The 25,134-nt window shown below is 73.8% G+C and carries 22 protein-coding genes; 15 read left to right on the top strand and 7 right to left on the bottom strand.

From position 1 onward, the window contains the following. Positions 1–96: 96 nt before the first annotated feature. Together K4S16_RS05305 and K4S16_RS05300 are read right to left on the bottom strand one after the other, a co-directional pair. Positions 97–1,503 (bottom strand): hypothetical protein, encoded by a 1,407-nt coding sequence (locus K4S16_RS05305; RefSeq protein ID WP_149257615.1) that lies wholly within the window; start codon positions 1,501–1,503, stop codon positions 97–99. A gap of 103 nt (positions 1,504–1,606) precedes the next feature. Next, the gene (locus K4S16_RS05300) at positions 1,607–2,491 is read right to left on the bottom strand and encodes a hypothetical protein (protein ID WP_149257614.1); all 885 of its coding nucleotides are present in this window, start codon (positions 2,489–2,491) and stop codon (positions 1,607–1,609) included. Between the two features lie 217 nt (positions 2,492–2,708). On the opposite strand from K4S16_RS05300, the gene K4S16_RS05295 reads away from it, so the two are divergent. After that, positions 2,709–3,101 (top strand): antitoxin YezG family protein, encoded by a 393-nt coding sequence (locus K4S16_RS05295; protein ID WP_235036583.1) that lies wholly within the window; start codon positions 2,709–2,711, stop codon positions 3,099–3,101. A 39-nt stretch (positions 3,102–3,140) separates the two neighbouring features. Beyond that, positions 3,141–4,349 carry a radical SAM family heme chaperone HemW gene (gene hemW / locus K4S16_RS05290; protein WP_149257612.1) on the top strand — a complete coding sequence of 403 codons (1,209 nt, stop codon included), beginning with the start codon at positions 3,141–3,143 and terminating at the stop codon, positions 4,347–4,349. A 197-nt stretch (positions 4,350–4,546) separates the two neighbouring features. Here the strand turns inward: hemW and K4S16_RS05285 are convergent, their stop codons facing one another. Next, positions 4,547–5,359 carry a DUF3097 domain-containing protein gene (locus K4S16_RS05285; RefSeq protein WP_149257611.1) on the bottom strand — a complete coding sequence of 271 codons (813 nt, stop codon included), beginning with the start codon at positions 5,357–5,359 and terminating at the stop codon, positions 4,547–4,549. 204 nt (positions 5,360–5,563) lie between these two features. Between K4S16_RS05285 and hrcA the strand changes: the two genes are divergently transcribed. From hrcA to K4S16_RS05270, 3 genes are all read left to right on the top strand, one after another. Further along, entirely contained in the window at positions 5,564–6,574 is a 1,011-nt protein-coding gene (gene hrcA / locus K4S16_RS05280) for a heat-inducible transcriptional repressor HrcA (RefSeq protein WP_149257610.1), read from the top strand. After that, positions 6,575–7,708, top strand: a complete 1,134-nt coding sequence (dnaJ, locus tag K4S16_RS05275) for a molecular chaperone DnaJ (protein ID WP_149257609.1) — start codon at positions 6,575–6,577, stop codon at positions 7,706–7,708. It begins immediately after the preceding gene. Positions 7,709–7,868: 160 nt separating this feature from the next. Continuing rightward, positions 7,869–8,600 carry a 16S rRNA (uracil(1498)-N(3))-methyltransferase gene (locus K4S16_RS05270; protein ID WP_149257608.1) on the top strand — a complete coding sequence of 244 codons (732 nt, stop codon included), beginning with the start codon at positions 7,869–7,871 and terminating at the stop codon, positions 8,598–8,600. Between the two features lie 10 nt (positions 8,601–8,610). Here the strand turns inward: K4S16_RS05270 and K4S16_RS05265 are convergent, their stop codons facing one another. Beyond that, on the bottom strand, positions 8,611–9,297 hold the full coding sequence (locus K4S16_RS05265; RefSeq protein ID WP_149257607.1) for a hypothetical protein: 687 nt from the start codon (positions 9,295–9,297) through the stop codon (positions 8,611–8,613). Further along, the gene (locus K4S16_RS05260; protein WP_149257606.1) at positions 9,294–9,881 is read right to left on the bottom strand and encodes a SigE family RNA polymerase sigma factor; all 588 of its coding nucleotides are present in this window, start codon (positions 9,879–9,881) and stop codon (positions 9,294–9,296) included. The genes K4S16_RS05265 and K4S16_RS05260 overlap by 4 nt, the downstream gene beginning before the upstream one ends. Positions 9,882–10,182: 301 nt before the next feature. Between K4S16_RS05260 and K4S16_RS05255 the strand changes: the two genes are divergently transcribed. From K4S16_RS05255 to K4S16_RS05240, 4 genes are all read left to right on the top strand, one after another. After that, positions 10,183–10,527: a histidine triad nucleotide-binding protein gene (locus K4S16_RS05255; RefSeq protein ID WP_149257605.1), complete on the top strand. Its 345-nt coding sequence runs from the start codon at positions 10,183–10,185 to the stop codon at positions 10,525–10,527. Between the two features lie 123 nt (positions 10,528–10,650). Further along, positions 10,651–11,727, top strand: coding sequence for a PhoH family protein (locus K4S16_RS05250; RefSeq protein WP_149257604.1), 1,077 nt, complete (start codon positions 10,651–10,653; stop codon positions 11,725–11,727). Further along, positions 11,724–12,200, top strand: coding sequence for an rRNA maturation RNase YbeY (ybeY, locus tag K4S16_RS05245; protein WP_149257603.1), 477 nt, complete (start codon positions 11,724–11,726; stop codon positions 12,198–12,200). Before K4S16_RS05250 ends, ybeY begins: the two co-directional genes overlap by 4 nt. Then, entirely contained in the window at positions 12,200–13,546 is a 1,347-nt protein-coding gene (locus K4S16_RS05240; protein WP_149257602.1) for a hemolysin family protein, read from the top strand. The genes ybeY and K4S16_RS05240 overlap by 1 nt, the downstream gene beginning before the upstream one ends. A gap of 65 nt (positions 13,547–13,611) precedes the next feature. Here K4S16_RS05240 and K4S16_RS05235 read toward each other — a convergent pair whose 3' ends face one another. After that, a complete protein-coding gene (locus tag K4S16_RS05235) occupies positions 13,612–13,950 on the bottom strand; it encodes a cytidine deaminase (protein WP_149257601.1) in 339 nt (112 codons plus the stop codon). A 178-nt stretch (positions 13,951–14,128) separates the two neighbouring features. Between K4S16_RS05235 and K4S16_RS05230 the strand changes: the two genes are divergently transcribed. The 3 genes from K4S16_RS05230 (at position 14,129) to era (ending at position 20,840) form a co-directional block, all read left to right on the top strand. Continuing rightward, positions 14,129–16,261: an MMPL family transporter gene (locus K4S16_RS05230; RefSeq protein ID WP_149257600.1), complete on the top strand. Its 2,133-nt coding sequence runs from the start codon at positions 14,129–14,131 to the stop codon at positions 16,259–16,261. 52 nt (positions 16,262–16,313) lie between these two features. Next, entirely contained in the window at positions 16,314–19,655 is a 3,342-nt protein-coding gene (locus K4S16_RS05225; RefSeq protein ID WP_149257599.1) for a BTAD domain-containing putative transcriptional regulator, read from the top strand. 294 nt (positions 19,656–19,949) lie between these two features. Further along, on the top strand, positions 19,950–20,840 hold the full coding sequence (gene era / locus K4S16_RS05220; RefSeq protein WP_149257598.1) for a GTPase Era: 891 nt from the start codon (positions 19,950–19,952) through the stop codon (positions 20,838–20,840). A 9-nt stretch (positions 20,841–20,849) separates the two neighbouring features. On the opposite strand, the gene K4S16_RS05215 is transcribed toward era, so the two are convergent. Continuing rightward, the gene (locus tag K4S16_RS05215; protein ID WP_149257597.1) at positions 20,850–21,704 is read right to left on the bottom strand and encodes a hypothetical protein; all 855 of its coding nucleotides are present in this window, start codon (positions 21,702–21,704) and stop codon (positions 20,850–20,852) included. A gap of 101 nt (positions 21,705–21,805) precedes the next feature. On the opposite strand from K4S16_RS05215, the gene K4S16_RS05210 reads away from it, so the two are divergent. From K4S16_RS05210 to leuA, 3 genes are all read left to right on the top strand, one after another. Beyond that, positions 21,806–22,417: a hypothetical protein gene (locus K4S16_RS05210; protein WP_149257596.1), complete on the top strand. Its 612-nt coding sequence runs from the start codon at positions 21,806–21,808 to the stop codon at positions 22,415–22,417. Position 22,418: 1 nt separating this feature from the next. Beyond that, positions 22,419–23,195 (top strand): dimethylargininase, encoded by a 777-nt coding sequence (gene ddaH / locus K4S16_RS05205; protein ID WP_149257595.1) that lies wholly within the window; start codon positions 22,419–22,421, stop codon positions 23,193–23,195. Positions 23,196–23,406: 211 nt separating this feature from the next. Then, complete coding sequence (leuA, locus tag K4S16_RS05200; RefSeq protein ID WP_149257594.1) at positions 23,407–25,134, top strand: 2-isopropylmalate synthase; 1,728 nt, start codon at positions 23,407–23,409, stop codon at positions 25,132–25,134.

The raw sequence follows: 25,134 nt of genomic DNA, 5'->3' as shown, positions 1-25,134 counted from the left end.
CTCCTTGGACGCCTGTGGAGTTCGCCCGGGTTCCCGATGAACAGGGACCCGTGGCCGATTCGCGCCACGGGCCCCTGTGCGGTGCCTGGTGTCGGGTCAGGGGTGCCAGATGACGGCGGTGGGAGCCGCCTGCGTGAGCGTGACCGAGCCCTTCCACTGGACGGACGAAGGCTGCGGCTGGAACGAGTCGTCCAGGAAGAACCCGCGGTTGACGGACGTGACCATGGCCGGCGCGCCGTTGTCCCCGAGCCCGGTGGGCCGGCGAAGGGCCTCGATGCTCGCGATGTCGGCGACGCCCGTCCCCTCGGGCAGTTCGACGGTGGTGGCCACGGCGCCGTCCCGCTCGATCGACCAGGTCGGCTCGTCGTGGTCGGAGCGGTACAGCCGGGACGGGTCGGACTTCAGCCGCACCCCCAGCGCGACCCCCGGAGCCGACCCGGACCCGGTCGCGGCGCCCGTCGTCTTGGCGAACTCCACGAACAGGTACGTCCGCTGGTCGCCCACTTCGCGCGTCGCGGGGTCGGACGGGTTCTCGATCTTCCCTTCGCGGACCATCTCCTGCGCCGCGATCCGGTAGGTCCACGGCTCCCGGTCCATGACGACCTCGCGGGCGCGGCCGTCCGGGCGCGTCCCGGTGGCGTCCGGCAGGAAGCGCAGCGGAGCGCCGGGCGAGACCACGTCGCACATGTTGTTGTTCTGGGTGCAGGTCTGCAGCACCGGGTGGTCGCCTTCGTAGCGGCCCGTGAACTTCAGGGTCATGTGCATGGGTGCCTGGTAGACGGCGGTGCCGTCCACGCGCCGGCCGGACGCGTCGACCTCGACCCGGTAGATCCACTCGATGTCGGTCGTCCGGCCCCAGCGGGCCATCAGCGCGGGCGTGTCGGTGCCGCCGTCCTCGTTGCTCCACACCACCGAGTACTCGATGATCTGGTGGCCGGGAGCGGCGGCGGGACGGGTCTCGTGCCAGGCCACCAGCGGGGTGTCGGTGGTGGCGTTCTGGTACGGGTCGCCGGTCGGCCACCCCGTGCGGCCGACGACGACGGGCGCGTGGCGCAGGGCGAGCGCCTCCGCGTCCGGCATGCTGACCCGGGGGTGCCGGAGCGTGACGCGGCGGGCCGCGGGCGCGCTGCCCTTGGCGAACCGCAGCGTCACCTTGTGGCGGCCCCGCCCGACGTGCCCGAGGCCGAGGCTGCGGGGGATCGGGTCGGACGAGGGGACGACGAGGTCGGTCACGTGGTGCCCGTCGACGGCGATCGACACGACGGCCGACTCGGCGCCCCGGCGGACCCAGGAGACGCCCGGGGCGGAGGCGGAGAAGGAGATCAGCGCCTCCCCGTCCCGGCGGGCGGTGAAGGGCAGCGACCGGGCGGGGCCGCCGCGGTGGACGTTGATCGTGCCGGGCGGTCCGGCGGCGTGGGCGGGGGAGGCGGTGAGGGAGAGGGGAGCGCCGGCGAGGACGGCGCCGGTCACGGCGAGCACGGCATGGCGCGCGCGGCTTCTCATGATCGGGGAACCTAGGCGGCCGCGGTTGCGTTCGGGTGACGAGGCGGTCCCCCGTGGGTGTCGTCTCCGTGTGCGCCGGGAGTCGGCCGATGGGCCGGGTGCGTCAGGAGCCGGTCCACAGCGGCGACAGCGCCGCCGGCACCCCCAGGGACACGCCGGTGAACCGCTCCGCCCCGTCCGCCCCGTCCGGGGCGTGGAGCGTGAGCCCGGAGGCCGCCAGCCGGACGGACCGGCCGCGCCTGACGATCTCGTGGTCCAGTTCCCGCAGCAGCGCGACGACGTCGCCGGCGGGCTCGTCGAGCAGGTCGACCCCGTCGAGCCGGAACCGCATCTCCGGGTTGCCGCTCCAGCCGGGCGACCGCGTCCCGCAGATCTGCGCGAGCCGCTCCACGCCGTCCTCGCCCCGGCCGGTGGACAGCGCCAGCGTGCCGCGCCCGACCCGGACGCTGCGGTGCCCGGTCCAGCCGCAGAGGAACGACGGCTTCGGCGGGAGGGTGCCGCAGCGCTCGGCGACCGCGTCGAGGGTCGTCCAGGCGTCCGCGGCGCGGGTGGAGAACAGCAGGCTCGCGTCCGGCAGCAGCGCGCCGCGGCCCGGCTCCAGCGTGACCACGAACGGCGGCACCCGGCCGGGGAACCGCGCCGGGTCGGCCTCCCGCAGGGTGACGATGCCCTCCCACTCGACGGGCTCCGCCACCGCGAACCAGGTGATCACGGCCTCGGCGCCGAACTCGCGGAACGTCGCGTCGGTCAGCCGCTCGGCGACCGCCTCCCGCAGCCCCTCGGCCGTCTCGGCGAGCCTGCGGCGCCACCACGCCGGCTCCGGGTCCGGCCGGCCGCCCGCGGCCCAGCGCGTCCCCGCGCCGGCGAAGTCCGAGCGCCGCTCGGCGCCCGCGTCGTCCACCAGCACCCAGTGCCAGCCGTCCGGCTCGCCTCGCAGCAGCACCCGGGCGGGCACGCGCTCCCGGCCGGTCCCACCCTCGTTTCGCATCCGGACGACAATATCCGTATTCGTTGCGGTGTCTCAGCCGGTCGGCGGCCGAAGTGCCGTCGGTCGGCCGCGACACGGCGGCGGCTGCTTGGCACGGGCGCGGACGGAGGTACGGTCGGACGGGTACGGTGCCTGATCGAAACGAACCGGCCGACCTCGCGGAGGCAGTGTGACCCACCCCGAGCAGGTTCTGCGTTCCGCGAAGGAACGGGAAACGGTGAACGGCGCGGTCCGCGCGCTGCGTTCCGCCGCCCCCGCGGGCTGGCAGCGGCTCGACTTCGAGTTCCGCGCGACGGTCGGCATCGACAGCGCCTCCTTCGAGGTCGAGGGCCCGGACGGAGGACGCCGTACGGCTCTGCCCCCGGGCCAGGCCGTCGGGAAGATGGACGAGCTGCGCCGCGTCATGTACCGGTCCGACAAGGGGGCCTGGTTCACGGCGCGCCTCCAGGTGGAGCGCTCGGGCCACTTCAGCGCGGAGTTCGACTACGACGGCGAGCCCGACTTCACCCCGCCGCTGGCCCCGTCCGCCTATGTCCAGGACCTCGACCGCTTCCCCCGCGCCGACGAGCACATCCCCGACTGGCTCCGCGACAAGCTCGGGGAGGCCTGAGCGGCCGAAGCAGGGGGCGGAGCGGGGCAGACTTGAGGGGTGCCCTCGACGCTTCCTGACGGCGACCCCGTACCGACAGACGGTGCGCTGCCCCGCAGTGCCCTGCACGGCCTGGGTGAGCGCCCGTTCGCGTTCTACGTGCACGTGCCGTTCTGCGTGACCCGGTGCGGGTACTGCGACTTCAACACCTACACGGCGACGGAGCTGGGGCCTGGGGCGAGCCGAGACTCCTACGCCGACACCGCCATCCGCGAGGTCCGGATGGCCCGGCGCGTCCTCGGGGAGGCGGACCTGCCCGTCGAGACCGTCTTCGTCGGCGGCGGTACCCCGACCCTCCTAGCGCCGGACGACCTGGGCCGCGTGCTGGCCGCGATCGACGCCGAGTTCGGCCTGGCCCCAGGGGCGGAGGTCACCACCGAGGCCAACCCCGAGTCGGTGGACGAGGCGTACATCGGCAAGCTCCGCGAGGCCGGGTTCACGCGCGTCTCGTACGGCATGCAGAGTGCGCGCGAGCACGTCCTCGCCGTCCTGGAACGCGCGCATACGCCCGGACGCGTCCCGCAGGTCGTCGAGTGGACCCGCAAGGCGGGCTTCGAGCACATCAACCTCGACCTCATCTACGGGACGCCAGGGGAGACGGACGACGACTGGAGGGGCTCCCTGGAAGCGGCCTTGGCGGCGGAGCCCGACCACGTGTCCGCCTACGCGCTCATCGTCGAAGAGGGCACCCGCCTCGCGGCGCAGGTGAGGCGCGGCGAACTGACCGCGCCCGACGACGACGCCATGGCCGACCGCTACCTGATCGCCGACGAGCTGCTCAGCGCCCACGGCCTGCACTGGTACGAGATCTCCAACTGGGCCGCCGACCCACGCGCCGCCTGCCGGCACAACATGCTCTACTGGACGGGCGCCGACTGGTGGGGCGTCGGCCCGGGCGCCCACAGCCACGTCGGCGGAACCCGCTGGTGGAACGTCAAGCACCCCGCCGCCTACGCCGCCCGCCTCGCCGAGGGCACCACCCCCGCCCACGCCCGGGAGATCCTCACCGACGAGGACCGGCACATCGAACGCGTCATGCTCGAACTGCGCCTGGCCCAGGGCTGCCCCACCCGCCTCCTGGACGACGAGGCCGCCCGCAGCCTGATAGCCGACGGCCTGATCGAACCCGCTCCCTACGAGCAGGGGCGAGCCGTCCTCACCCTCAAGGGCCGCCTCCTAGCCGACGCAGTAGTCCGAGCGCTGTGCTAGCCCAGGGGGTCGCCCCCCTGGGAAGACACAGTGCGGGCAGGCGCGTGGAGCGAGTGCAGCGAGCGCAACGCGCATGCCCGCCGACGCAGGCGACCGCAGCGACGCCTCACACGTCGTCACGGGCACGACAGGCCGCAACGGCGGCGTGAGGATCGCCTGCGTCGTGACGGGGGTTCCAGGGGGTCGCCCCCCTGGGTCTACACAGTGACAAAGTCGATCAGTTCTTCTACGCGGCCTAGTAGGGCTGGTTCCAGGTCGGTGTAGGTGTTCACCGAGTTGAGGATGCGTTTCCAGGCGGCGCCCGTGTCGTCGCCCCAGCCGAGTTCGGCGACCACGCCCTCCTTCCAGGGGATGCCTCGGGGGATGCGGGGCCAGGCGCGGATGCCGACGGCCGCGGGCTTGACGGCCTCCCAGATGTCGATGAAGGGGTGGCCGGTGACGAGGACGTACGGCGAGGTGACCTGGGCGGCGATCCGGGACTCCTTGGAGCCCTCCACGAGGTGGTCGACCAGGACGCCGAGGCGCCGGTCCTCGCCGGGTTCGAACTCCTCGACGATGGCGGGCAGGTCGTCGACGCCTTCGAGGTACTCGACGACGACGCCCTCGACGCGCAGGTCGTGGCCCCAGATCTTCTCGACCAGCTCGGCGTCGTGGACGCCCTCCACGTAGATGCGGCTCTCCTTGGCGACCTGCGCCCGCAGGCCCTGGACGGCGATCGAGCCGGAGGCGGACCGCGCCGGGCCCCTCGGCGCGGCGCTCGGCCGGACGAGGGTGACGGGCTTGCCGTCGATGAGGAACCCGGACTTGGTCAGCGGGAAGACCCGGCGCTTGCCGAACCGGTCCTCCAGGGTGACCCCGAACTTGTCGCAGCCGACCACGGCGCCGCAGAAACCGCTGTCGGGGTCCTCGGCGACGAGGCCCGGCTCGGCGGGCACCTCCGGGATCTGCCCCTTGCGCGGCTTGCGCCAGTCGCCCGCCAGCACGTCGTTTCCGTACTTCTTACTCCGCACAGGTCCGCACATTAACCCGCCGGGAGGCGCGTGCCCGGGCGGCCCGCTTTCCTCGGCGTGGCGTCCGTTCCGGGGCCGGATAGGATCACGCAGCCATGCGGAGAGTGCGGGGGCGCTCCAGCCGAGCCTTCCGGGCCGTAGACTTGGCACTCGAAAGCAAGGAGTGCCAGGAGCACGGCCCGGCCGGACGAAGGAGGTGACCACGTGCTGGACGACCGGAAACTAGCGGTCCTGCGCGCCATCGTCGAGGACTACGTCTCCACCAACGAACCGGTGGGGTCCAAGGCGCTGGCCGACCGGCACAACCTCGGCGTCTCGCCCGCGACCATCCGCAACGACATGGCGGTGCTGGAGGAGCAGGGCTACATCGCCCAGCCCCACACCAGCGCCGGGCGGGCCCCCACCGACAAGGGGTACCGGCTGTTCGTCGACCGGCTTTCCACGATCAAGCCGCTGTCGGTCGCCGAGCGCCGCGCCATCGAGACGTTCCTGTCCGGGGCGTACGACCTCGACGACGTCGTGGGCCGCACGGTGCGGCTGCTCGCGCAGCTGACCCGGCAGGTCGCGGTGGTGCAGTACCCGTCGCTGACCCGCTCGGCGGTGCGGCACGTGGAACTGGTCCCGGTGGCGGAGGGGCGGCTGCTGCTCGTCCTGATCACCAACACCGGGCGGGTGGAGCAGCGCGTCATCGAGACGGGGCCGATCTCCGAGGAATCGATCGGGCACCTGCGGGCGTTGCTCAACACGTGCCTGGACGGGCTCGGCTTCGGCGAGGTCCCGGCCGCGGTGGCGGACCTGCCCGACAAGGTGGGCCCGGACGACCGGCCGGTGGCGGCGGCGGTGCTGTCGGTGCTGCTGGAGACGCTCGTCGAGAAGCACGAGGAGAAGATCGTCTTCGCCGGGGCGGCCAACCTCGCCGCCGTGGACTTCTCGCAGAGCCTGCGGGACGTCCTGGTGGCGCTGGAGGAGCAGGTGGTCCTCATGCGGTTGCTCGGCGAGACCGGCGACTCCTCTACAGTTACGGTGCGGATCGGCACCGAGAACCCCGACCAGGGGCTGAAGTCGACCTCGGTCGTCGCCGCCGACTACGGGGTGGGCGACCTCACTCTGGCCCGGCTGGGAGTGCTCGGGCCGACACGCATGGATTACCCCAGCACGATGGGAGCGGTACGGGCAGTGGCACGCTACGTGGGACAGATCCTGGCGGGGTCGTAAGTGGCGAACGACTACTACGCGACCCTGGGCGTCCGGCGGGACGCCAGCGCCGACGAGGTCAAGAAGGCCTACCGCCGGCTCGCGCGGGAGCTCCACCCGGACGTCAACCCGGATCCGGAGACCCAGGAGCGGTTCAAGGAGATCACCCAGGCCTACGAGGTGCTCTCCGACCCCAAGAAGCGCGAGATGTACGACCTCGGCGCGGACCCCTTCGCGTCCGCCGGGGGCGCGGGCGCCGGCGGGTTCGGCGGCGCCGGGTTCCCGTTCAGCGACATCATGGACGCCTTCTTCGGCACCGCGACCTCGCGGGGCCCGCGCTCGCGCGCGCGGCGCGGCCGCAACGCGACGCTGCGGGTCGAGCTCGACCTCGCCGAGACCGCGTTCGGCACGACGCGGGAGCTCTCCATCGACACCGCGGTCGCCTGCACGACCTGCGAGGGGTCGGGCTGCGCGCCCGGCACCCACCCGGAGACCTGCGAGACGTGCCACGGCCGCGGCGAGGTCCAGCAGGTCCAGCGCTCGTTCCTCGGCCAGGTCATGACGGCCCGGCCGTGCCCGGCGTGCGGCGGCTTCGGCTCGGTGATCCGCAACCCGTGCACCGAGTGCTCCGGCGACGGCCGGGTCCGGACCCGCCGCACCGTCAAGGTGAAGATCCCGGCCGGGGTGGAGAACGGCATCCACATCCAGCTCGCCGGCGAGGGCGAGGTCGGCCCGGGCGGCGGCCCGCCCGGCGACCTGTTCCTGGAGATCGTCGAGAAGCCGCACCCCATCTTCGAGCGCGAGGGCGACGACCTGCACTGCACGGTCGAGATCCCGATGACGGCGGCGGCGCTCGGCACCAGCGTCACGATCGAGACGCTGGACGCGGCCGAGAGCGTCGACATCAAGCCCGGCACGCAGTCGGGGCAGGTCATCACGCTCTACAACCGGGGCGTCCGGCATCTCAACGAGAGCGGCCGCGGCGATCTGATGATCCACGTCAACGTGGAGACGCCGAACCGGCTCGACGAGGAGCAGGAGGAGCTGCTGCGGCGGCTCGCGGTGCTGCGCGGCGAGGAGCGCCCGCCCGGCAGGTTCGCCCCCGGGCAGCGCGGCGTGTTCTCCCGTCTCAAGGACGTCTTCAACCAGCACTGAAGCGCGGTGGCGGCGGCCTACCAGGAAGGCCGCCGCGGCGACTAAGAGCATGGCGGCAGGCCCCCGTACGAGCGGATCGGAACCGGGTGCGGGGGACGGCCTCGTGGGGAGCAGCGATGTGTTCAGCTGACCGGGCGCCCGCGCGCCGCGGGCGGCTCGGATGAGCCCGCCGGTCTTCCTCGCCGGGACGGACGCGCTTCAGCGCGACAGCGTGCTGCTGGACGGCCCCGAAGGGCGGCACGCGGCGGCCGTGCGGCGGCTGCGGCCGGGGGAGCGGGTCGACCTGACCGACGGCGAGGGCCTGCTGGCCGAGTGCGTCGTCACCGCCGCCGACCGGGCGACCCTCACGCTCGACGTGCTGGCCCGGCACCGGGAGCCGCCGCCCTCGCCCCGTCTGGTGGTCGTGCAGGCCCTCCCGAAGGGCGACCGGGGCGAGCTCGCGGTCGAGACCATGACCGAGGTCGGCGTGGACGAGATCGTCCCGTGGTCGGCGTCCCGGTGCGTCACCCGCTGGCGCCCGGAGCGCCGCGACAAGGCCCTCGGGCGCTGGCGCGCGACCGCCCGCGAGGCCGGCAAGCAGGCCCGGCGCGGCAGGCTGCCGGCGATGCCGGAGCTGGCCTCCACCGAGGACGTCGCCGAGCGGATCTCCGCCGCGGCCCTCGCCCTGGTCCTGCACGAGGAGGCCGAGGCGCCGCTGAGCGCCGTGGAGCCGCCCGCGGAGGGCGAGATCATCCTCGTGGTCGGCCCCGAGGGCGGGATCAGCGAGGACGAGCTGGAGCGCTTCCGCGCCGCGGGCGGTCGCCCAACGCGGCTCGGCCCGACCGTGCTGCGCACCTCGACGGCGGGCGTCGCGGCGGCGAGCGTCCTGCTGGCCGCCACCGGCCGCTGGTAGCGCCCGCCGGTCAGGGCGTCGTCGACGCGCCCTGCTCGGTGACGCTCGCGGGCTCGCTCGTCTCGGCCGGCGGCGTCGGCTGCTCGGTCGGCTTGCTCGACGGCTCGGGCGTGGTCGGGGCGGGCGGCGAGGAGGGCGTGGCCGGCGTCGTCTGCGTCGGCGTCTCGCTCGGGCACGGCGTGGTCGCCGGGGTCGGCGTGGAGGACGCGCTGGCCGAGGCGCCCGGCGAGGGTATGCGGCAGGACGAGAGCCCCGGCGAGGAACTGCTCGTCGGCGCCTCCGAGCTGCTCGGCTCGCCGGACTGGCTGCTCCCCGGCGACGAGGGGTCGGGGAACTGGGGGTCGTCGCCCTGTCCGGTGCGGTCGCCGGCGGCGTCGCCGCCCTCGTGGCCGGACCGGCTGCTGTTGCCGACCGACTGCTGGATCAGGTCGATCGTCCGGGGCGCCGTCACGCCCAGCCCGGCGATCAGCACGGCGGCGGCCACGGCGAGGACGGGCCGGGCCCAGTTCACGGTGAACCGGTCGAACCCGAAGCGCGCCGGGCCGAAGCGTCCGAGACCGAACCGGCGGCCGTGGCCGTCGGCGATGCGGGCCCGGATGCGCTCCAGGCCGTCGCCCGCGGGGTTGACCGAGTCCGCCTCCGCGTGCAGGGCGCGGCGGAGGATCTCGCCGTGCTCGTCGTGGGGGTCGGTGGTCATGAGAACTGCTCCAGGACGTTGCGTAGCGCGGTCATGCCGCGCGCCGTATGACTCTTCACGGCGCCGCGGGAGATGCCCATCGCGTTGGCGATCTCCGCTTCGGACAGATCGGCGTAGTAGCGAAGGACGAGCGCCTCCCGCTGGCGGGCGGGGAGCCGGGACAGCGCGTCGATCACCGCCGAGCGTTCCAGCTCCCCGATGGCCCCGGCTTCCGCGCTCGGCGCGTCGGGCAGCCCCTTGGGGGCGTACTTCTCGACGACGGCGCGGTGCCGGAGCACCGATCGCGACCGGTTGACCACCGACTGCCGCAGGTACGACAGGGCCTTGTCCGGGTCGCGCAGCCGGCGCCAGCCGCCGTGCATCGCGACGAACGCGTCCTGCACGACCTCCTCGGCCGTCCCCGCGTCCCGGACGAGCATGGCCGCCAGGCGCACCAGCGAACGGTAGTTGGCGCTGTAGAGGGCGGTCACCGCCTGATCGGCGTCCCAGGCGGCGGCCACCACGCCCGCCGTGCCCCTGGCCACGAGGGTCTCGGTCACGTCAGTGGGACGCGCACCCTCGTCGTTCGGTTTACGAAAGGGCATGTCCTGGTTTGCCTCGGTCACCTATCCGCCGCCTTTGCCGGCCCCCCGCCGTCCATTCGGACGATCGCGTCCGGCCGGCATGTACCGGGCGTTCCCGCCGGGGCGAGATGCGTCGCGACGCCTTGCGAACCGGGGGGTTACGCCTTGAGCTGACAACCTTAGCCAGTGGCCGGTCGAAATGCCGACGGCTACAGGGAGTCGATTGACGAAACCCTATCCGCCACGGGCGGCCGTGATCCACGGCTCCGCCGGTCCCGATAGGATTTCCGGGCGGTCCGCGACCGCCCGCGAGGGGAGACAGATGACCGACTGCCTGTTCTGCAAGATCGTTTCCGGGGACGTGCCCGCCACGATCGTCCGCGAGTCGGCGGGGACGGTGGCGTTCCGCGACATCAACCCGCAGGCGCCGACGCACGTGCTGGTCATCCCGCGCGACCACCACTCCACGGCCGCCGAGCTGGCCGGAGCCGACGCCGAGCTGCTCGCCGAGCTGGTGCGCGAGGCCCACCAGGTCGCGGCCGACGAGGGCATCGCCGAGACCGGCTACCGGGTCGTGTTCAACACCGGCCCCCAGGCGGGGCAGACGGTGTTTCACGTGCACGCCCACGTGCTGGGCGGGCGCGGCCTGAACTGGCCGCCCGGCTGAGCCCGCCCGCCGCGCGGAAAATGCGGCGGCGGTGTGTCGGGGGTCGCCAGTACGATGGAACCGGTACACCAGGACACCCGGAGCAGACAGAAGGCAGGTCCGATAGGCCGCAAGGCCCGGCTGATGGTCGAATCAACTCACGCGAGGGCAACCCGCACGGGGCGCGACGACCGGACAGGCTCGCGCTCGCAGATCAAGATCGTGGTGCCGGACGAGCATTCGATGGTGAGCCTGCTGGGCTCCCGCGACGAGCTGCTCCACGCGATCGAGCACGGTTTCGGCGCCGACATCGACATCCACGTCCGCGGCAACGAGATCACCGTGACCGGCCCGGAGGGCGAGACCGACCTCGTCTCCCGGCTCTTCACCGAGATGCTCGAACTGCTGAAGGGCGGCACCCAGCTCACCCCCGACGCCGTCGAGCGCAGCCTGGCGATGCTGCGCGGCGAGAGCGGCGCGCGTCCGGCGGAGGTCCTCACCCTGGACGTGCTGTCCAGCCGTGGCCGGACCATCCGCCCGAAGACGCTGAACCAGCGGCGGTACATCGACGCGATCGACAAGCACACGATCGTGTTCGGCATCGGCCCCGCGGGCACCGGCAAGACGTACCTGGCCATGGCCAAGGCCGTCCGCGCGCTGCAGGACAAGCAGGTCAACCGGATCATCCTCACCCGCCCGGCCGTCGAGGCGGGCGAGCGGCTCGGCTTCCTGCCGGGCACGCTCTACGAGAAGATCGACCCGTACCTGCGCCCGCTGTACGACGCGCTGCACGACATGGTCGACCCCGACTCGATCCCGCGCCTGATGGCCGCCGGGACCATCGAGGTGGCCCCCCTGGCCTACATGCGCGGCCGGACGCTGAACGACTCGTTCATCATCCTCGACGAGGCGCAGAACACCTCGCCCGAGCAGATGAAGATGTTCCTCACCCGGCTCGGGTTCGGGTCGAAGGTCGTCGTGACCGGCGACGTCACCCAGGTCGACCTGCCGAACGGGCAGATGAGCGGGCTGCGCGTCGTCCAGGAGATCCTCGACGGCGTCGGCGACATCGACTTCTGCCGGCTCGACAGCCGCGACGTCGTGCGGCACAAGCTCGTCACCGACATCGTCGACGCCTACAACCGGTACGACGAGAAGCAGGTGCCGCCGTTCAAGCAGGGCGCGGCGCGCGGCGGCCCCCGCAAGCGGGGGCGGCAGTGAGCGTCGAGGTGCTGAACGAGTCGGGCGTCGAGGTCGACGAGCAGGGCATCGCCGCCCTGTCCCGGCACGTCCTCGACGGGATGCGCGTCCATCCGCTGGCGGAGCTGTCGGTGCTGCTGGTCGACGAGGCCGCGATGACCGAGCTGCACGAGAAGTGGATGGACGAGCCGGGCCCGACCGACGTGCTGTCCTTCCCCATGGACGAGCTCCGCCCCGGGCACATGTCCGGCGGCGCCGACGAGGACGGCGAGACCGACCCGGGGCTGCTGGGCGACGTCGTGCTGTGCCCCGCCGTCGCCGAGAAGCAGGCGCGGGAGGCCGGGCACAGCACCGCGGAGGAGCTCGAGCTGCTGTGCACGCACGGCATCCTGCACCTCCTGGGCTACGACCACGCCGAGCCGGAGGAGCACCGGGAGATGTTCGGCCTGCAGGCCGAGCTCCTCACCTCCTGGCGGGAGGAACGCGGCGGCTGATGAGCACCGCGCAGGCGTGGCTGTCCGCCCTGGCGGTGGGCCTGGTCTTCCTGGCGGGCCTGCTGGCCGGCACCGAGACCGCGCTCGCCCGGGTGTCGCGCGTCACCGTCGAGGAGGCCGTCCGGGAGGGCCGCCGCGGCGCCCGGCGGCTGGCGGAGGTCGTCGCCGACCCGGCCCGCTACGTCAACATGGTCCTGCTGCTGCGGATCGGCTGCGAGCTGGTCGCCACGGTCATCGTCGCCGACCTGTGCATCTCCTGGCTTGACGAGACCTGGCGCGCCTACGTGACCGCCGCCGCCGTCATGATCGTCGTCAGCTACGTGGCGATCGGGGTGGGGCCGCGCACCCTCGGCATCCAGCACGCCGACCGGATCGCGCTGGCGGGCGCCGCCGTGATCCACCCGGTGACCCGGGTGTTCGGGCCGCTGCCGCGGCTGCTGATCCTGCTCGGCAACGCCCTCACGCCCGGCAAGGGCTTCCGGGAGGGCCCGTTCGCCTCCGAGGCGGAGCTGCGCGACCTGGTCGACCTCGCCGAGCAGCGCAGCCTGATCGAGCCGGTCGAGCGGGAGATGATCCACTCGGTGTTCGAGCTGGGCGACACCCTCGTCCGCGAGGTGATGGTGCCGCGCACCGACATCGTGTTCATCGAGCGCACGAAGACGCTGCGGCAGGCGATGTCGCTGGCGCTGCGCAGCGGCTTCTCCCGCATCCCCGTCGTCGGCGAGAACGAGGACGACGTCGTCGGCATCGCCTACCTCAAGGACGTCGTCCGGCGCAGCCAGGAGCACCGCGAGGGCGAGTCGGTCGAGACGGTCGACTCGGTCATGCGGCCCGCCACCTACGTCCCCGACAGCAAGCCGATCGACGAGCTGCTGCGCGAGATGCAGGCGCGGCAGATCCACGTCGCGATCGTGATCGACGAGTACGGCGGCACCGCCGGCCTGGTCACCATCGAGGACATCCTGGAGGAGATCGTCGGGGAGATCACCGACGAGTACGACGTGGAGATCCCGCCGGTGACGTGGCTCTCCGACGACGCGGTCCGGGTCACCGCCCGCCTGCCCGTGGAGGACCTCGCCGAGCTGTTCGACCTGGAGATCGACGCCGAGGACGTCGAGACGGTCGGCGGGCTGCTCGCCCACGCGCTCGGCCGCGTCCCCATCGAGGGCTCCACCGCCGAGGTCGCCACGATCGAGGCCGGGACCGGCGAGCCGGGCCCCGCGCTGTCCCTCAAGGCCGAGACCATCGCCGGCCGCCGCAACCGGGTCGGCACCGTCCTGGTGCGGCGCCTCGGCGCGCCGGCCGCGGACGCCGAGAGCCGCGCGGCCTCCGACCACTCCGGCTGACAGCTGGGCCGTCGTCCCGGCCGCCGCCCTTCTCCGGCTCTGCCCGCCTCTGCGGGCGGAGGGGCTCAGGCGCCGATGGTGTCGCGGAGGGTTCCGTCGGGGGCGGCGAGCAGGACCGGGGCCTTGGGGCCGAGGTCGCGGACGGCGCTGACGTCGGAGGGGTCGGGCGCGTCCGCGGCGGTGACGAGGGCGGCGGCCTCCAGGTCCTCGGCGCCGCTGGAGACGGCCATCGCGACGGCGACCTTGAGCGCCGAGAGCTTCAGGGACGGCAGGTCCACGCTCGTGGCGGAGTAGGTGCGGCCGGTCTCGTCGCGCACGGCGGCGCCCTCGGCGGCGCCCGTGCGGGCCCGCGCGGACCGGGCCAGGGTGATGATCTTCGCGTCCTCGGCGTTCAGCTCGCTCACGCCCCCAGCGTACGGGCATCGCGAGCGGGCGGCGCGACCGGCGGGGTCACCCGCGCGGAGCGGGCGGGCCGCAGGTCCGCGGGCCGGCCAGGCGGGCCGCAAGTCGGCGGCAAGTGGACGGCAAGGGGCGCACGCGAGCCTGTAGGGCGTCGAACAATGCCGTTCTGGGGGAGAAGTGATGTCCCGTCTGCTCTACCGCCTGGGGAGGGCCGCCGCCATGCGGCCCTGGCGGTTCATCGTGGTGTGGCTGGTGCTCGTCGCCGCGATGGCCGGGCTCTCCGGCGTCGCCGGGGGCACCCTGCACGACAACTACACGCTGGCCGGGACGGGCTCGCAGCAGGCCACCGACCTGCTGCAGGAGCGGTTCCCAGCGCTGTCAGGGGCCGACGCCCGGGTCGTGGTGCACGCGAGGTCGGGGAAGGTCGACCCGGCGAAGCTGGCCGCGGCGGCGGGGGAGCTGCGCGGGCTGCCGCACGTCAGCGGCGTCGACCCGGCGCAGTTCGGCAAGGGCGGGGCCACCGCGCTGATGACCGTCCGGTACTCCGTGCCGGTGACCGACCTCGGGCCGAAGGAGACCCTCGACCTGCTGCGGGCGGCGACGCGGAACCTGGACGCCGCCGGCTACCAGGTGGAGTTCGGCGGCCAGGTCCCCGAGAACGTGACCGCGCCCGGCGGCGTCGCCGAGGCCATCGGGATCGTGGCCGCCCTGGTCATCCTGCTGCTGGCGTTCGGGTCGGTGGTGGCGGCCGGGCTGCCGCTCGCCGTCGCGCTGGCCGGGCTCGGCGTCGGCGTGTCCGGGATCACGCTGGTGGCCGCGTTCACCGATGTCGCCACCACCGCGCCGACGCTCGCCACCATGGTCGGGCTGGGGGTCGGCATCGACTACGCGCTGTTCGTGCTGACCCGCCACCGGGAGGGGCTCGCGGAGGGGCTCGACGTCCCGGAGTCGGTGGGACGCGCCAGCGCGACGGCGGGCCTGTCGGTGATCTTCGCGGGGTTCACGGTGCTGCTGGCGCTGTGCGGGCTGGTGCTGTCGCGGATCCCGGTGTTCATGACGATGGGGTTCACCACCGGCATCGTCGTCGCGGCGACCGTGCTGAGCGCCGTCACGCTGCTGCCGGCCGTGCTGGGCCTCGCCGGCCGCCGGGTGCTGCGCCGCCGCGACCGGGCCGCGGGCGCGGCGATCGCCGTGGACTCGCCGCGGGTCCGGCGGTGGGCCGTGCACGTCGGACGGCACCCCTGGCCGTGGCTGCTCGCCGCCGCCGTGCTGATGCTGACGCTCGCCGCCCCCGCGCTCGGCATGCGGACGTGGCCGAGCGACGCCAGCAGCGAGCCGACGTCCAACACCGTCCGCAACGCCTACGACCTTGTCGCCGACGGCTTCGGGCCCGGCGCCAACGGCCCGCTCATCGTCGCGGTCGACCTGCGCAAGACCGACCGGGCCGCCCTGCCGGCGCTCCGGGACCGGCTTGCGGCCACCGAGGGCGTCGCGTCCGCGGCGCCGCCGCAGGCCTCCCCGCGCGGCGACGCCGCGGTGATCATGGTCACCCCGAGGTACGGGCCGCAGGACGAGCGGGTGACCGGGCTCGTCGACCGGATCCGCGCGGACGTCCTGCCGCCGGACACCGAGATCACCGGGCTGACCGCCGCCTACGTGGACCTGTCCCGGATGCTCTCGGACCGGCTGTGGCCGGTGATCGGCGCGGTGGTGGCGACCTCGTTCATCATGCTGATGATCGTGTTCCGGTCGCTGCTGGCGCCGCTGAAGGCCGCGGTGATGAACCTGCTGTCGATCGGCGCCGCGTACGGGGTGCTCACGGCCGTGTTCCAGTGGGGCTGGGGCGCCGAGCTGCTCGGCCTCCCGCACAGCGTCCCGGTGTCGTCGTTCATCCTGCTGCTGATGTTCGCCGTGCTGTTCGGCGTCTCCATGGACTACGAGGTCTTCCTGCTCTCGCGGGTCCGGGAGGAATGGCTGCTGCACGGCGACGCGCGCGGGTCGGTGTCCACCGGGCTGGCCGCGACCGGCCGGGTGATCAGCAGCGCGGCGCTGATCATGGTGGCGGTGTTCCTCGGCTTCGCCGCCGACCCCGGCCTGGTGATCAAGCAGATGGGGGTCGGGCTCGCGGTGGCGGTGGCGCTGGACGCGACGGTCGTCCGGCTGGTGCTGGTGCCCGCCACGATGTCGCTGCTCGGCCGGGCGAACTGGTGGCTGCCGAAGCCGCTCGCCCGGGTGCTGCCGACGATCGACCTGCACGGCGGCGCGGCGCCCGCCGAGGCCCCCGTGCGGCGGCCCGAACCCAGCCGCGCGTAACCGGGGGAGTGATCAGAGGAGGGCGGCATGTCCCGGTTAGGCTGATCGGGACATGTCGCCTGTCGTACGCGTTCTCGGGGCCTTCGGAGCCGAGGTGGCGGGGGCCGCCGCCGACCTCGGCGGTCACCGGCAGCGCTCCGTGCTCGCCCGCCTCGTCGCCGCGCGGGGCCGGATGGTGCCCGCCGAGAGGCTCGTCGACGACCTGTGGGCGGGCACGGCCCCGCCGCGCGCCGCCGCCGGCCTCCAGTCGTTCGTGTCCCACCTGCGCCGCGCGCTCGAACCGGACCGCCCGCCCCGCACGCCCGCGCGGGTCCTGGTCACCGAGCCGCCGGGGTACGCGCTGCGGCTGCCGGACGGCGCCGTCGACGCGTGGCGGTTCGACGCGCTGATCGACCAGGCCGCCGAGCTGTCGGACGCCGACCCGCCGGAGGCCCGCCGCCGCGCGGAGGCGGCGCTCGCCGAGTGGCGCGGGCCCGCCTACGCCGAGTTCGGCGACCTGCCGTGGGCGGCGGCCGAGGCCGCCCGCCTGGACGAGCGGCGCCGGCTCGCGGTCGAGCACCGCGCCGGGGCGATGCTCCGGCTCGGCGCCGCCCCCGAGGCCGTCCCCGACCTGGAGACCCACGCCGCCGCCAACCCGCTGCGCGAGGAGGCGTGGCGGCTGCTGGCCCTCGCCCTGTACCGCGCCGGACGCCAGGGCGACGCCCTCGGCGCCCTCCGGCGAGCCCGCGCGACCCTGACCGAGGAACTCGGCGTCGACCCCGGCCCGGCGCTGCGCCGCCTGGAGGCCGGCATCCTTGCGCAGGACCCCGCCCTCGGGGAACCGGAACGGCCGGCGACGGCCCGTCCTGCGCTGCGGCTCGCGGCCGAGCCCCGCGCCGAGGACGGCCCCGCCTTCGTGGGACGCGTCCAGGAACTGGCGCGACTGGAGGAGGCCGCCCGGAGCGCCGCCGCGGGCCGCGGCGGCGCCGTCCTCCTCTGCGGCGACGCCGGCATGGGCAAGACCGCGCTCGCCGAGAGGTTCTCGCGCGACCTGGCCGCACGGGGCTGGACGTGCGGATGGGGGACGGCGCCGGAGACCGGGGGAGCGCCCGCGGCCTGGCCCTGGGCCGAGCTGCTGCGCGGGCTGGCGGCCGCCGCCCCGCCCGCCGCCGGCCTCGCCGGACGGCTCGGGCCGCTGCTGGACGACGCCGTCGTCGAGCGCGGCGAGGCCGACGTCGTCACGGGGCGCTTCCGCCTCCACCTGGCGGTCGGGGACTTCCTCGCCGAACTCGCGGACACCGCGCCGCTCCTGCTCGTCCTGGACGATCTGCACTGGGCGGACGAGGAGACCCTCGCCCTGCTCATCCGGCTCGCCGGGCGGCTGCGGGACCGTCCCGTCCTGCTGCTGGCCACGTTCCGGCAGACCGAGGTCCCGGACGGTCTCGCCGCAGCGCTGGCCGCCCTCGCCCGGCACGAGCCCGCGCGGATCGAGCTGGCCGGGCTGTCGCCGGCGGAGGTCGCGGTCCTCGTCCGGGACACCTGCGCCGCCGGGCTGGACGACGCGGAGCTGTCCGCGATCGCCGAGCGCACGGGCGGCAACCCGTTCTTCACCCGGGAGACGGCCCGGCTTCTGGACGCCGAGGGGCTGCCCGCCGCCACGCGCCGGGTACCCGCCGGCGTCGGCGACGTGCTGCGGCGCCGCATCGCGCGGCTGCCGGGACCGGTCCAGACCGTGCTGCGGGATGCCGCGGTCGCCGGCCGGGACGCCGACCTGCGCGTTCTGGCCGACCTGTCCGGGGACGAGGAGACGGTGATCGACGCCGTGGAGGCGGGCCTGGCCGCGGGCCTCGTCACCGAGCCCGCGCCCGGCCGGATCCGGTTCGCGCACGCCCTCGTCCGCGACACCCTCTACACGGGCCTGTCCCGGGCCCGCCGCACCCGCGTGCACGGCCGGGTCGCCGCCGCGCTCGAACGGCACCTCCCGGACGAGGCCGCCGCGATCGCGCACCACTACCTCGAATCCGGCACAGACCCGGACAAGGCCGTCCGGTACGCGCGGCGCGCCGCCGCGGCCGCCGAGATGCGGTTCGCGCACGGAACCGCCGCCGACCTGTGGGTCCGCGTCGTCGAGACGCTCCGCGCGCAGGGCCCCGAGGCGACCCGCGACCGGCTGGAGGCGGAGGTCGCCGCGATCCGGTCGAGCGCCCTCGCCGGGCAGGTCGTCGACGCCAGGGTCCGGCGGATCGCCGCCATCGCCGACGCCCGCGCGTTCGGCGACGTCCGGCTCCTCGCCCGGATCATCGTGGGCTTCGACGTCCCGACGCTGTGGACGAGCCGGGAGTACGGGAGCCTCGACCTCGACACCGTGGAGGCCACCGAGGAGGCGCTGGCACGCCTGCCCGAAGCCGAGCCGGAGCTGCGCGTCAGATTGCTGACCACGCTGGCGATCGAGCTGGAGGGCGAGCAGCACGACCGGGGCGCGGCGGCCGCCGAGGCGGCGCTCCGCCTGGCCCGCGAGCTGGGCGCGCCCGAGCTGGTCGCCCTGGCCCTCAACGGCGCCTACATCAACTCCTACCGGAGCGCGGAGGGGCTCACCGAGCGCCACCGGTTCGCTTCCGAGCTGCTGGCCCTCGCCACCGAGCACGACCTCGGCACCTACCGCGTCCTCGCCCACCTGCAGCTCCAGCAGACGAGCGTCGCCGCGCTCGACCTGCCCGCCGCGCACCGGCACCGTACGGAGGGGCGCCGGCTCGCCGAGCAGTACGGGCTGCCGCTGCTCGCCCGCATCGCCGACTGGTACACGGCGCTGGTGCGCGCCTTCGCCGCCCGGCCGGAGGAGGCGGAACGCGCGTTCGCCGAGGTCGGCGGCTCCATCGGCCGGACCCGGATCTGGTTCAGCGAGCGCGGCATGGCCCTTCTCGGCCCGTTCTGCCTGCGGCTGGTCCTGGGGCGGGCCGAGGAGGCGATGGACGAGGCCGCCTGGCTGCACGAGCAGTGGGGGCACGTCGGGGCGACCGCGGACATGTACGCGCTCACCCTGGCCGCCGCCGGCCGCCTCGCCGAGGCCCGCCGGGTCGTCGCCGGTGCCGGGCCCGTCCGGCGCGACTACTTCTTCGACCTGACCATGGCGGTCCGCGGCCTGCGCGCCGTCGCCCTCGGCGACCGCCCCCTGGCCGAGGAGGCCTACGCGGCGCTGCTGCCCTACGAGGGCCACTTCACCGGCGGCGCCACCGCCGTCGCCACGGTCGGCCCCGCCGCCCAGGTCCTCGGCGACCTCGCCCGCTTCCTGGAAAGCCCCGCCGACGTGGCCGCCGCCCACTACCGCAGAGCCGCCGACGTCGCCGCCCGCCTGGAGGCCCCCTTCTGGACCGAGAAGGCCGCCGCGGCCCTCGAAGGCCTCGGCACCGCGGCGTGACCGCTCTCTCCTGCAACCCGACTAAACTGGCATCCCCAGCCGCGGACGGAGGGCCGCTGGGCCCGAACAAGGAGAAAAAGCCATAAGCGCACCCGTCTCCATGGACGCACTGGCCCTGGCCACCGCCGCAACCCCGCAACGACCTCTATGGTTGCGATCGCGTCCGAAGGCAGATTCGAGCTTGCGAGAATCTGATCGCGCAGCGAGCCGTCAGGCGAGTCGGAGCGATGCCAGCGATCGCCCGCGTTTCTCGACGATGGAGGGCCGCCAGGCCCGAAGGAGGAGAGGAACGCAATGAATACAGGGTTCGCTTGTTTTATCGGGCGGCCCAATGTGGGCAAGTCGACGTTGATGAACGCGCTGGTCGGGACGAAGGTGGCGATCACCAGCAGCCGTCCGCAGACGACGCGGCGCGCCATCCGGGGGATCGTGCACCGTCCGGACGCGCAGCTCGTCGTCGTCGACACCCCCGGCCTGCACAAGCCCCGGACGCTGCTCGGGGAGCGGCTCGACAGCCTCGTCCGGTCCACGCTGACCGAGGTCGACGTGATCGGGTTCTGCGTGCCCGCCGACCAGCCGGTCGGCCCCGGCGACAGGTACATCGCCAGGGAGCTCGCGGGGGTCAGGAAGACGCCCGTGGTCGCGATCGTCACCAAGACCGACCTCGCCGCGCCCGAGCAGGTCGCCGAGCAGCTCCTCGCGGTCGGGGGGCTCGGCGAGTTCGCCGACATCGTTCCGTGCTCGGCCGAGAGCGGCTTCCAGGTCGGCCTCGTGGGCGACCTGCTGATCTCCCATCTGCCTGAGGGCATGCCGCTCTACCCGGAGGGCGACCTGACCGACGAGCCCGAGCAGGTCCTGGTCGGCGAGCTGATCCGCGAGGCGGCGCTGGAGGGCGTCCGGGACGAGCTGCCCCACTCGATCGCCGTCGTGGTGGACGAGATGGCGCCCCGCGAGGGCCGCGACGACCTCGTCGACGTCTACGCGCACCTGTTCGTCGAGCGGTCCAGCCAGAAGGGGATCATCATCGGGCACAAGGGCTCGCGGCTGCGGGAGGTCGGCGCGGCGGCGCGCCGCCAGATCGAGGCCCTGCTCGGCACGAAGGTGTTCCTCGACCTGCGCGTCAGCGTCCTCAAGGACTGGCAGCGCGACCCCAAGCAGCTCCGCAGGCTCGGCTTCTACGACTGACGGTCGGCGTCAGTCCGCGTCCCGCCGGGGCGCCGTCCCTTCGGGATCGGGCCGGTCCGTCCCGGGCTCGCCGTCGGGCGGCGCGGGCTCCTCGTGCGGCTGCCCCTGGCGGCCCCACGCCTGCTCCTCCGAGGGCCAGGCGGCGTACTCACCCGTCGGGTACTGCTGGGCCGGGTACTGCTCGCCTGCGTACTGCTCGCCTGCGTACTGCTGGCCCGTGTACTGCTGGTCGGCATGGGGAGGCTGCGGGTAGTCCTGCTCCTCTTGGCTCTGCGACTTCGCGACGCGGTCGCTGACGGGGCGGGCGAGGCTGAAGCCGACCACGAGCAGGGACGTGATGACCGCGAGGTACCAGCCGAACCGGACGGTGATCTGGTAGCCGAGGTCGAGGCCGGTCTGGGGCAGGTCGTCGCGGACGTCGCCGAGCCGCAGCACGAAGATCCCGCACACCAGCAGGGCGAGCATGCCGGGGACCGCGGCGAGCCCGCCGATCCGGGCGTCCCGCCCGATCAGGTCCCAGGCGGCCAGCGCGATCGCGATCACGGCGAGGACCGGGACGGCGAGGACGATGTCGTCGGCGTCGATGCCCGCGATGCTGCCGAGGTCGCGGCTCAGCGAGCGGCCGAACAGGTCGACGACGACCTCTGCGCGAGCCCACGGCAGGAACGCCGACACCAGCAGGCCGGACGCGGCGATGATCAGGGCGGCGATCCAGGCGCCGCCGCCCCGCCGCGGGTACGGGCCGGGAGCGGCGGGGACGGCCTCGGCCGGCCCGTCGTGCGGCGGCGGATAGCCGTCGACGGGCGGCAGGAAGGACGGGCGCGACCGCGCGCGGCCCGCGTCGGATCCCAGGTCACCGGTCATGAACCCAGCGTAAACGTACGAAGGGCATTGCCCGGGACGGCCACCTCCCCCCGCGCGGATCTGTAGGTTGGAACGAAGTCCGTTATGGGAGGAGAGCGCCGGTGTTGCTCGTTTTTGGCCTGACGGCGGTGTTCCGTACGGTCAGCGAGGGGACGTTCCACTGCCCGCAGTGCGGGGGCGACCGCGCCTACCGGAGGCGCGCCGGACGCCGCTGGTTCTCGGTGTTCTTCGTCCCGATGGTGCCGCTGTGGCGCCTCGGGCACGCCGTGGAGTGCCGCACGTGCCGCGCCCGCCTTCCCGTGTCCGCCCTGCGGACGCCGACCGCGCAGCAGATGGCCGAGTCCCTGGCCGCCGGGATGCGGGCGGCCGCGGCCCTGGTGCTGCGCTCCGGCGATCCCGCCGACGCCGCCGCCCGCGCCCGCGCGATCACGACGGTCACCGGCTACGGCGAGCCCGACTACGACGCGGCCGCCGTGGACGCCGACCTCGCGCTGCGCCGGACGTTCCTGGAGCAGGAGGTCGTCCAGGCCGGGGCGCACCTCGCCGTGGAGGCCAAGGAGTGGTTTCTCGCGCAGGCCGTCCGGATCGGGCTGGCGGACGGCCCGCTCGGCGAGGGGGAGCGGTCCGCCCTGCACGGCATCGCCGCCCTGCTCGGCATGTCCCGCGCCTACGCGCTCGGCGTCATCGTGACCACGGAGGGGGCGGCGCGCTGACATGCCTTCCGCCGCAGGCCCCGCCTCCGCGGGCAGCGCACTGGTCAGGCCGCCCGGACCGCGCCTCGCCGAGGGCATCGTCACCCACGCGGACCGCCGCCCGGTGGACGTGGGGCTCGCGGCGCGCCAGCACGAGGCGTACGTCGCGGCGCTGCGGGCCGCGGGCTGGCGCGTCCGCGCCGTCGCGCCCGCCGACGACCTGCCCGACGCCGTCTTCGTCGAGGACGCCCTGGTCGTCTGCGGCGGCCTGGCCGTCGTCGGCCGGTCGGGTGCGCCGAGCCGCCGCGGCGAGACCCCCGGCGCGGAGCAGGCCGCGCGCGACCTGGGCCTGCGGGTCGAGCGGATCAAGGAGCCCGGAACGCTGGACGGCGGGGACGTCCTGCAGGCCGACGGCACCGTCTACGTGGGCCGCGGCGCCCGGACCAACGAGGAGGGCATCTGCCAGCTCGCGCACCTGCTGGGCGGGCGGAAGGTCGTCCCGGTGGACATCCGCGGCTGCCTGCACCTGAAGTCGGCGATGACCGCGCTGCCGGACGGCGGCCTGATCGGCGTCCCGGAGATGGTGGACACGTCGGTTCTGCCGTGCCTGCGGGTCGTCCGCGAACCGGAGGGCGCCCACGTGGTGGTGCTGGGGCCCGACCACGTCCTCATGGCGGCGTCGGCGCCGCGCACGGCCGCCCGGCTGGCGGCCGACGGCCTGCGCGTCACGAGCGTCGACATCAGCGAGTTCGAGGCGCTCGACGGTTGCGTGACCTGCCTCTCCGTCCTCGTACCCTGACAGGGGCAGGACCGCGGGGGAGGACGTTGTGTCTCAGGATGCGGACGTTCGTTTCCGTAACACGGATGGCATCTGTTAACTTGGCGAACGTGTTGCGTGAGCTGCTCCTCCTTAGCGGCCGCAGCGGGGCCCTGTAAGCAGGCCGGCTCCCTCGCTGCGGGGCTTCGCCGTGGACGTCGGCCGCGAGGTTCGAGCAGAGAGAACTCACAGGATGTATCCGCAACAGCAGACTTCCGGCATGCCCTTCCAGCGCTACGCGCCGTTCGCCCCCGTCAGGCTGGCCGACCGGACGTGGCCGGACCAGGTGATCACCGAAGCTCCGCGCTGGTGCGCCGTCGACCTGCGCGACGGCAACCAGGCGCTGATCGACCCGATGGACTCGCACCGCAAGCTCAAGATGTTCGAGCTGCTGGTACGGATGGGCTACAAGGAGATCGAGGTCGGGTTCCCGGCGGCGAGCCAGACCGACTTCGACTTCGTCCGGCAGATCATCGAGGAGGACCGGATCCCCGATGACGTCGTCGTCCAGGTGCTGACCCAGGCCCGCCCCGAGCTGATCGAGCGGACCTTCGAGGCGGTGCGCGGCGCCAAGCAGGCGATCGTCCACCTGTACAACTCGACCAGCACGCTGCAGCGCCGCGTGGTGTTCGGGCAGGACAAGGACGGCATCACCGCGATCGCGGTCGAGGGCGCCAAGCTGTGCGCCAAGCTCGCCGAGGACATGGGCGACACCGAGATCTACTTCCAGTACTCGCCGGAGTCGTTCACCGGCACCGAGCTGGAGTACGCGGTCGAGGTCTGCAACGCCGTCAACGACGTGTGGAAGCCGACGCCGGACCGGAAGGTCATCGTCAACCTGCCCGCCACGGTGGAGATGGCCACCCCGAACGTGTACGCCGACCAGATCGAGTGGATGAACCGGAACCTCTCCTACCGGGACTCGGTCATCCTGTCGCTGCACCCCCACAACGACCGCGGGACGGCCGTCGCCGCCGCGGAGCTGGGCTACATGGCGGGCGCCGACCGCATCGAGGGCTGCCTGTTCGGCAACGGCGAGCGCACCGGCAACGTGTGCCTGGTCACCCTCGGCCTGAACCTGTTCACCCAGGGCGTCGACCCGCAGATCGACTTCTCCGACATCGACGAGATCCGCCGGACGGTCGAGTACTGCAACCAGCTGCCCGTCCACGAGCGGCACCCCTACGGCGGCGACCTGGTCTACACCGCGTTCTCCGGATCCCACCAGGACGCCATCAACAAGGGCTTCGACCACCTGCGCCGCGACGCCGAGGCCGCAGGCGTGCCGGTGGAGCGGTACCGGTGGGAGGTCCCGTACCTGCCGATCGACCCGCACGACGTCGGCCGCACGTACGAGGCCGTGATCCGGGTGAACAGCCAGTCCGGCAAGGGCGGCGTCGCCTACATCATGAAGACTGAGCACGCGCTGGAGCTGCCGCGCCGGCTGCAGATCGAGTTCTCCCGGGTCGTGCAGGAGCACACCGACGCCGCGGGCGGCGAGGTCACCCCCGAGCGCATGTGGGAGATCTTCGAGGCGGAGTTCCTCACCGGCGGCCCGCGCGCCGGGCTGCTGGCGCACCGCGCGACGTCCCGGGTGGACGAGAAGGACGCGCTCAGCTGCGACATCCGCGTGAACGGCGAGATCCGCGAGATCGAGGGCGTCGGCAACGGTCCCGTGTCGGCGTTCGAGGACGCGCTCGCCACGATCGGGATCCACGTCCGGGTGCTGGACTACGCCGAGCACGCGATGAGCGCGGGCGGCGACGCGCGCGCCGCCGCCTACGTCGAGTGCGACGTGCGGTTCGGCGACGGGGAGGACACGACGGTGTGGGGCGTCGGCATCGACGGCAACATCGTCACCGCGTCCCTCAAGGCGATGCTGTCGGCCGTCAACCGGGTGGCCCGCGCGCAGGGACGATGA

The sequence above is a fragment of the Actinomadura sp. K4S16 genome (assembly GCF_008327685.1).
Taxonomy (GTDB): domain Bacteria; phylum Actinomycetota; class Actinomycetes; order Streptosporangiales; family Streptosporangiaceae; genus Spirillospora.
This window is presented reverse-complemented; position numbering and strand designations above follow the sequence as displayed.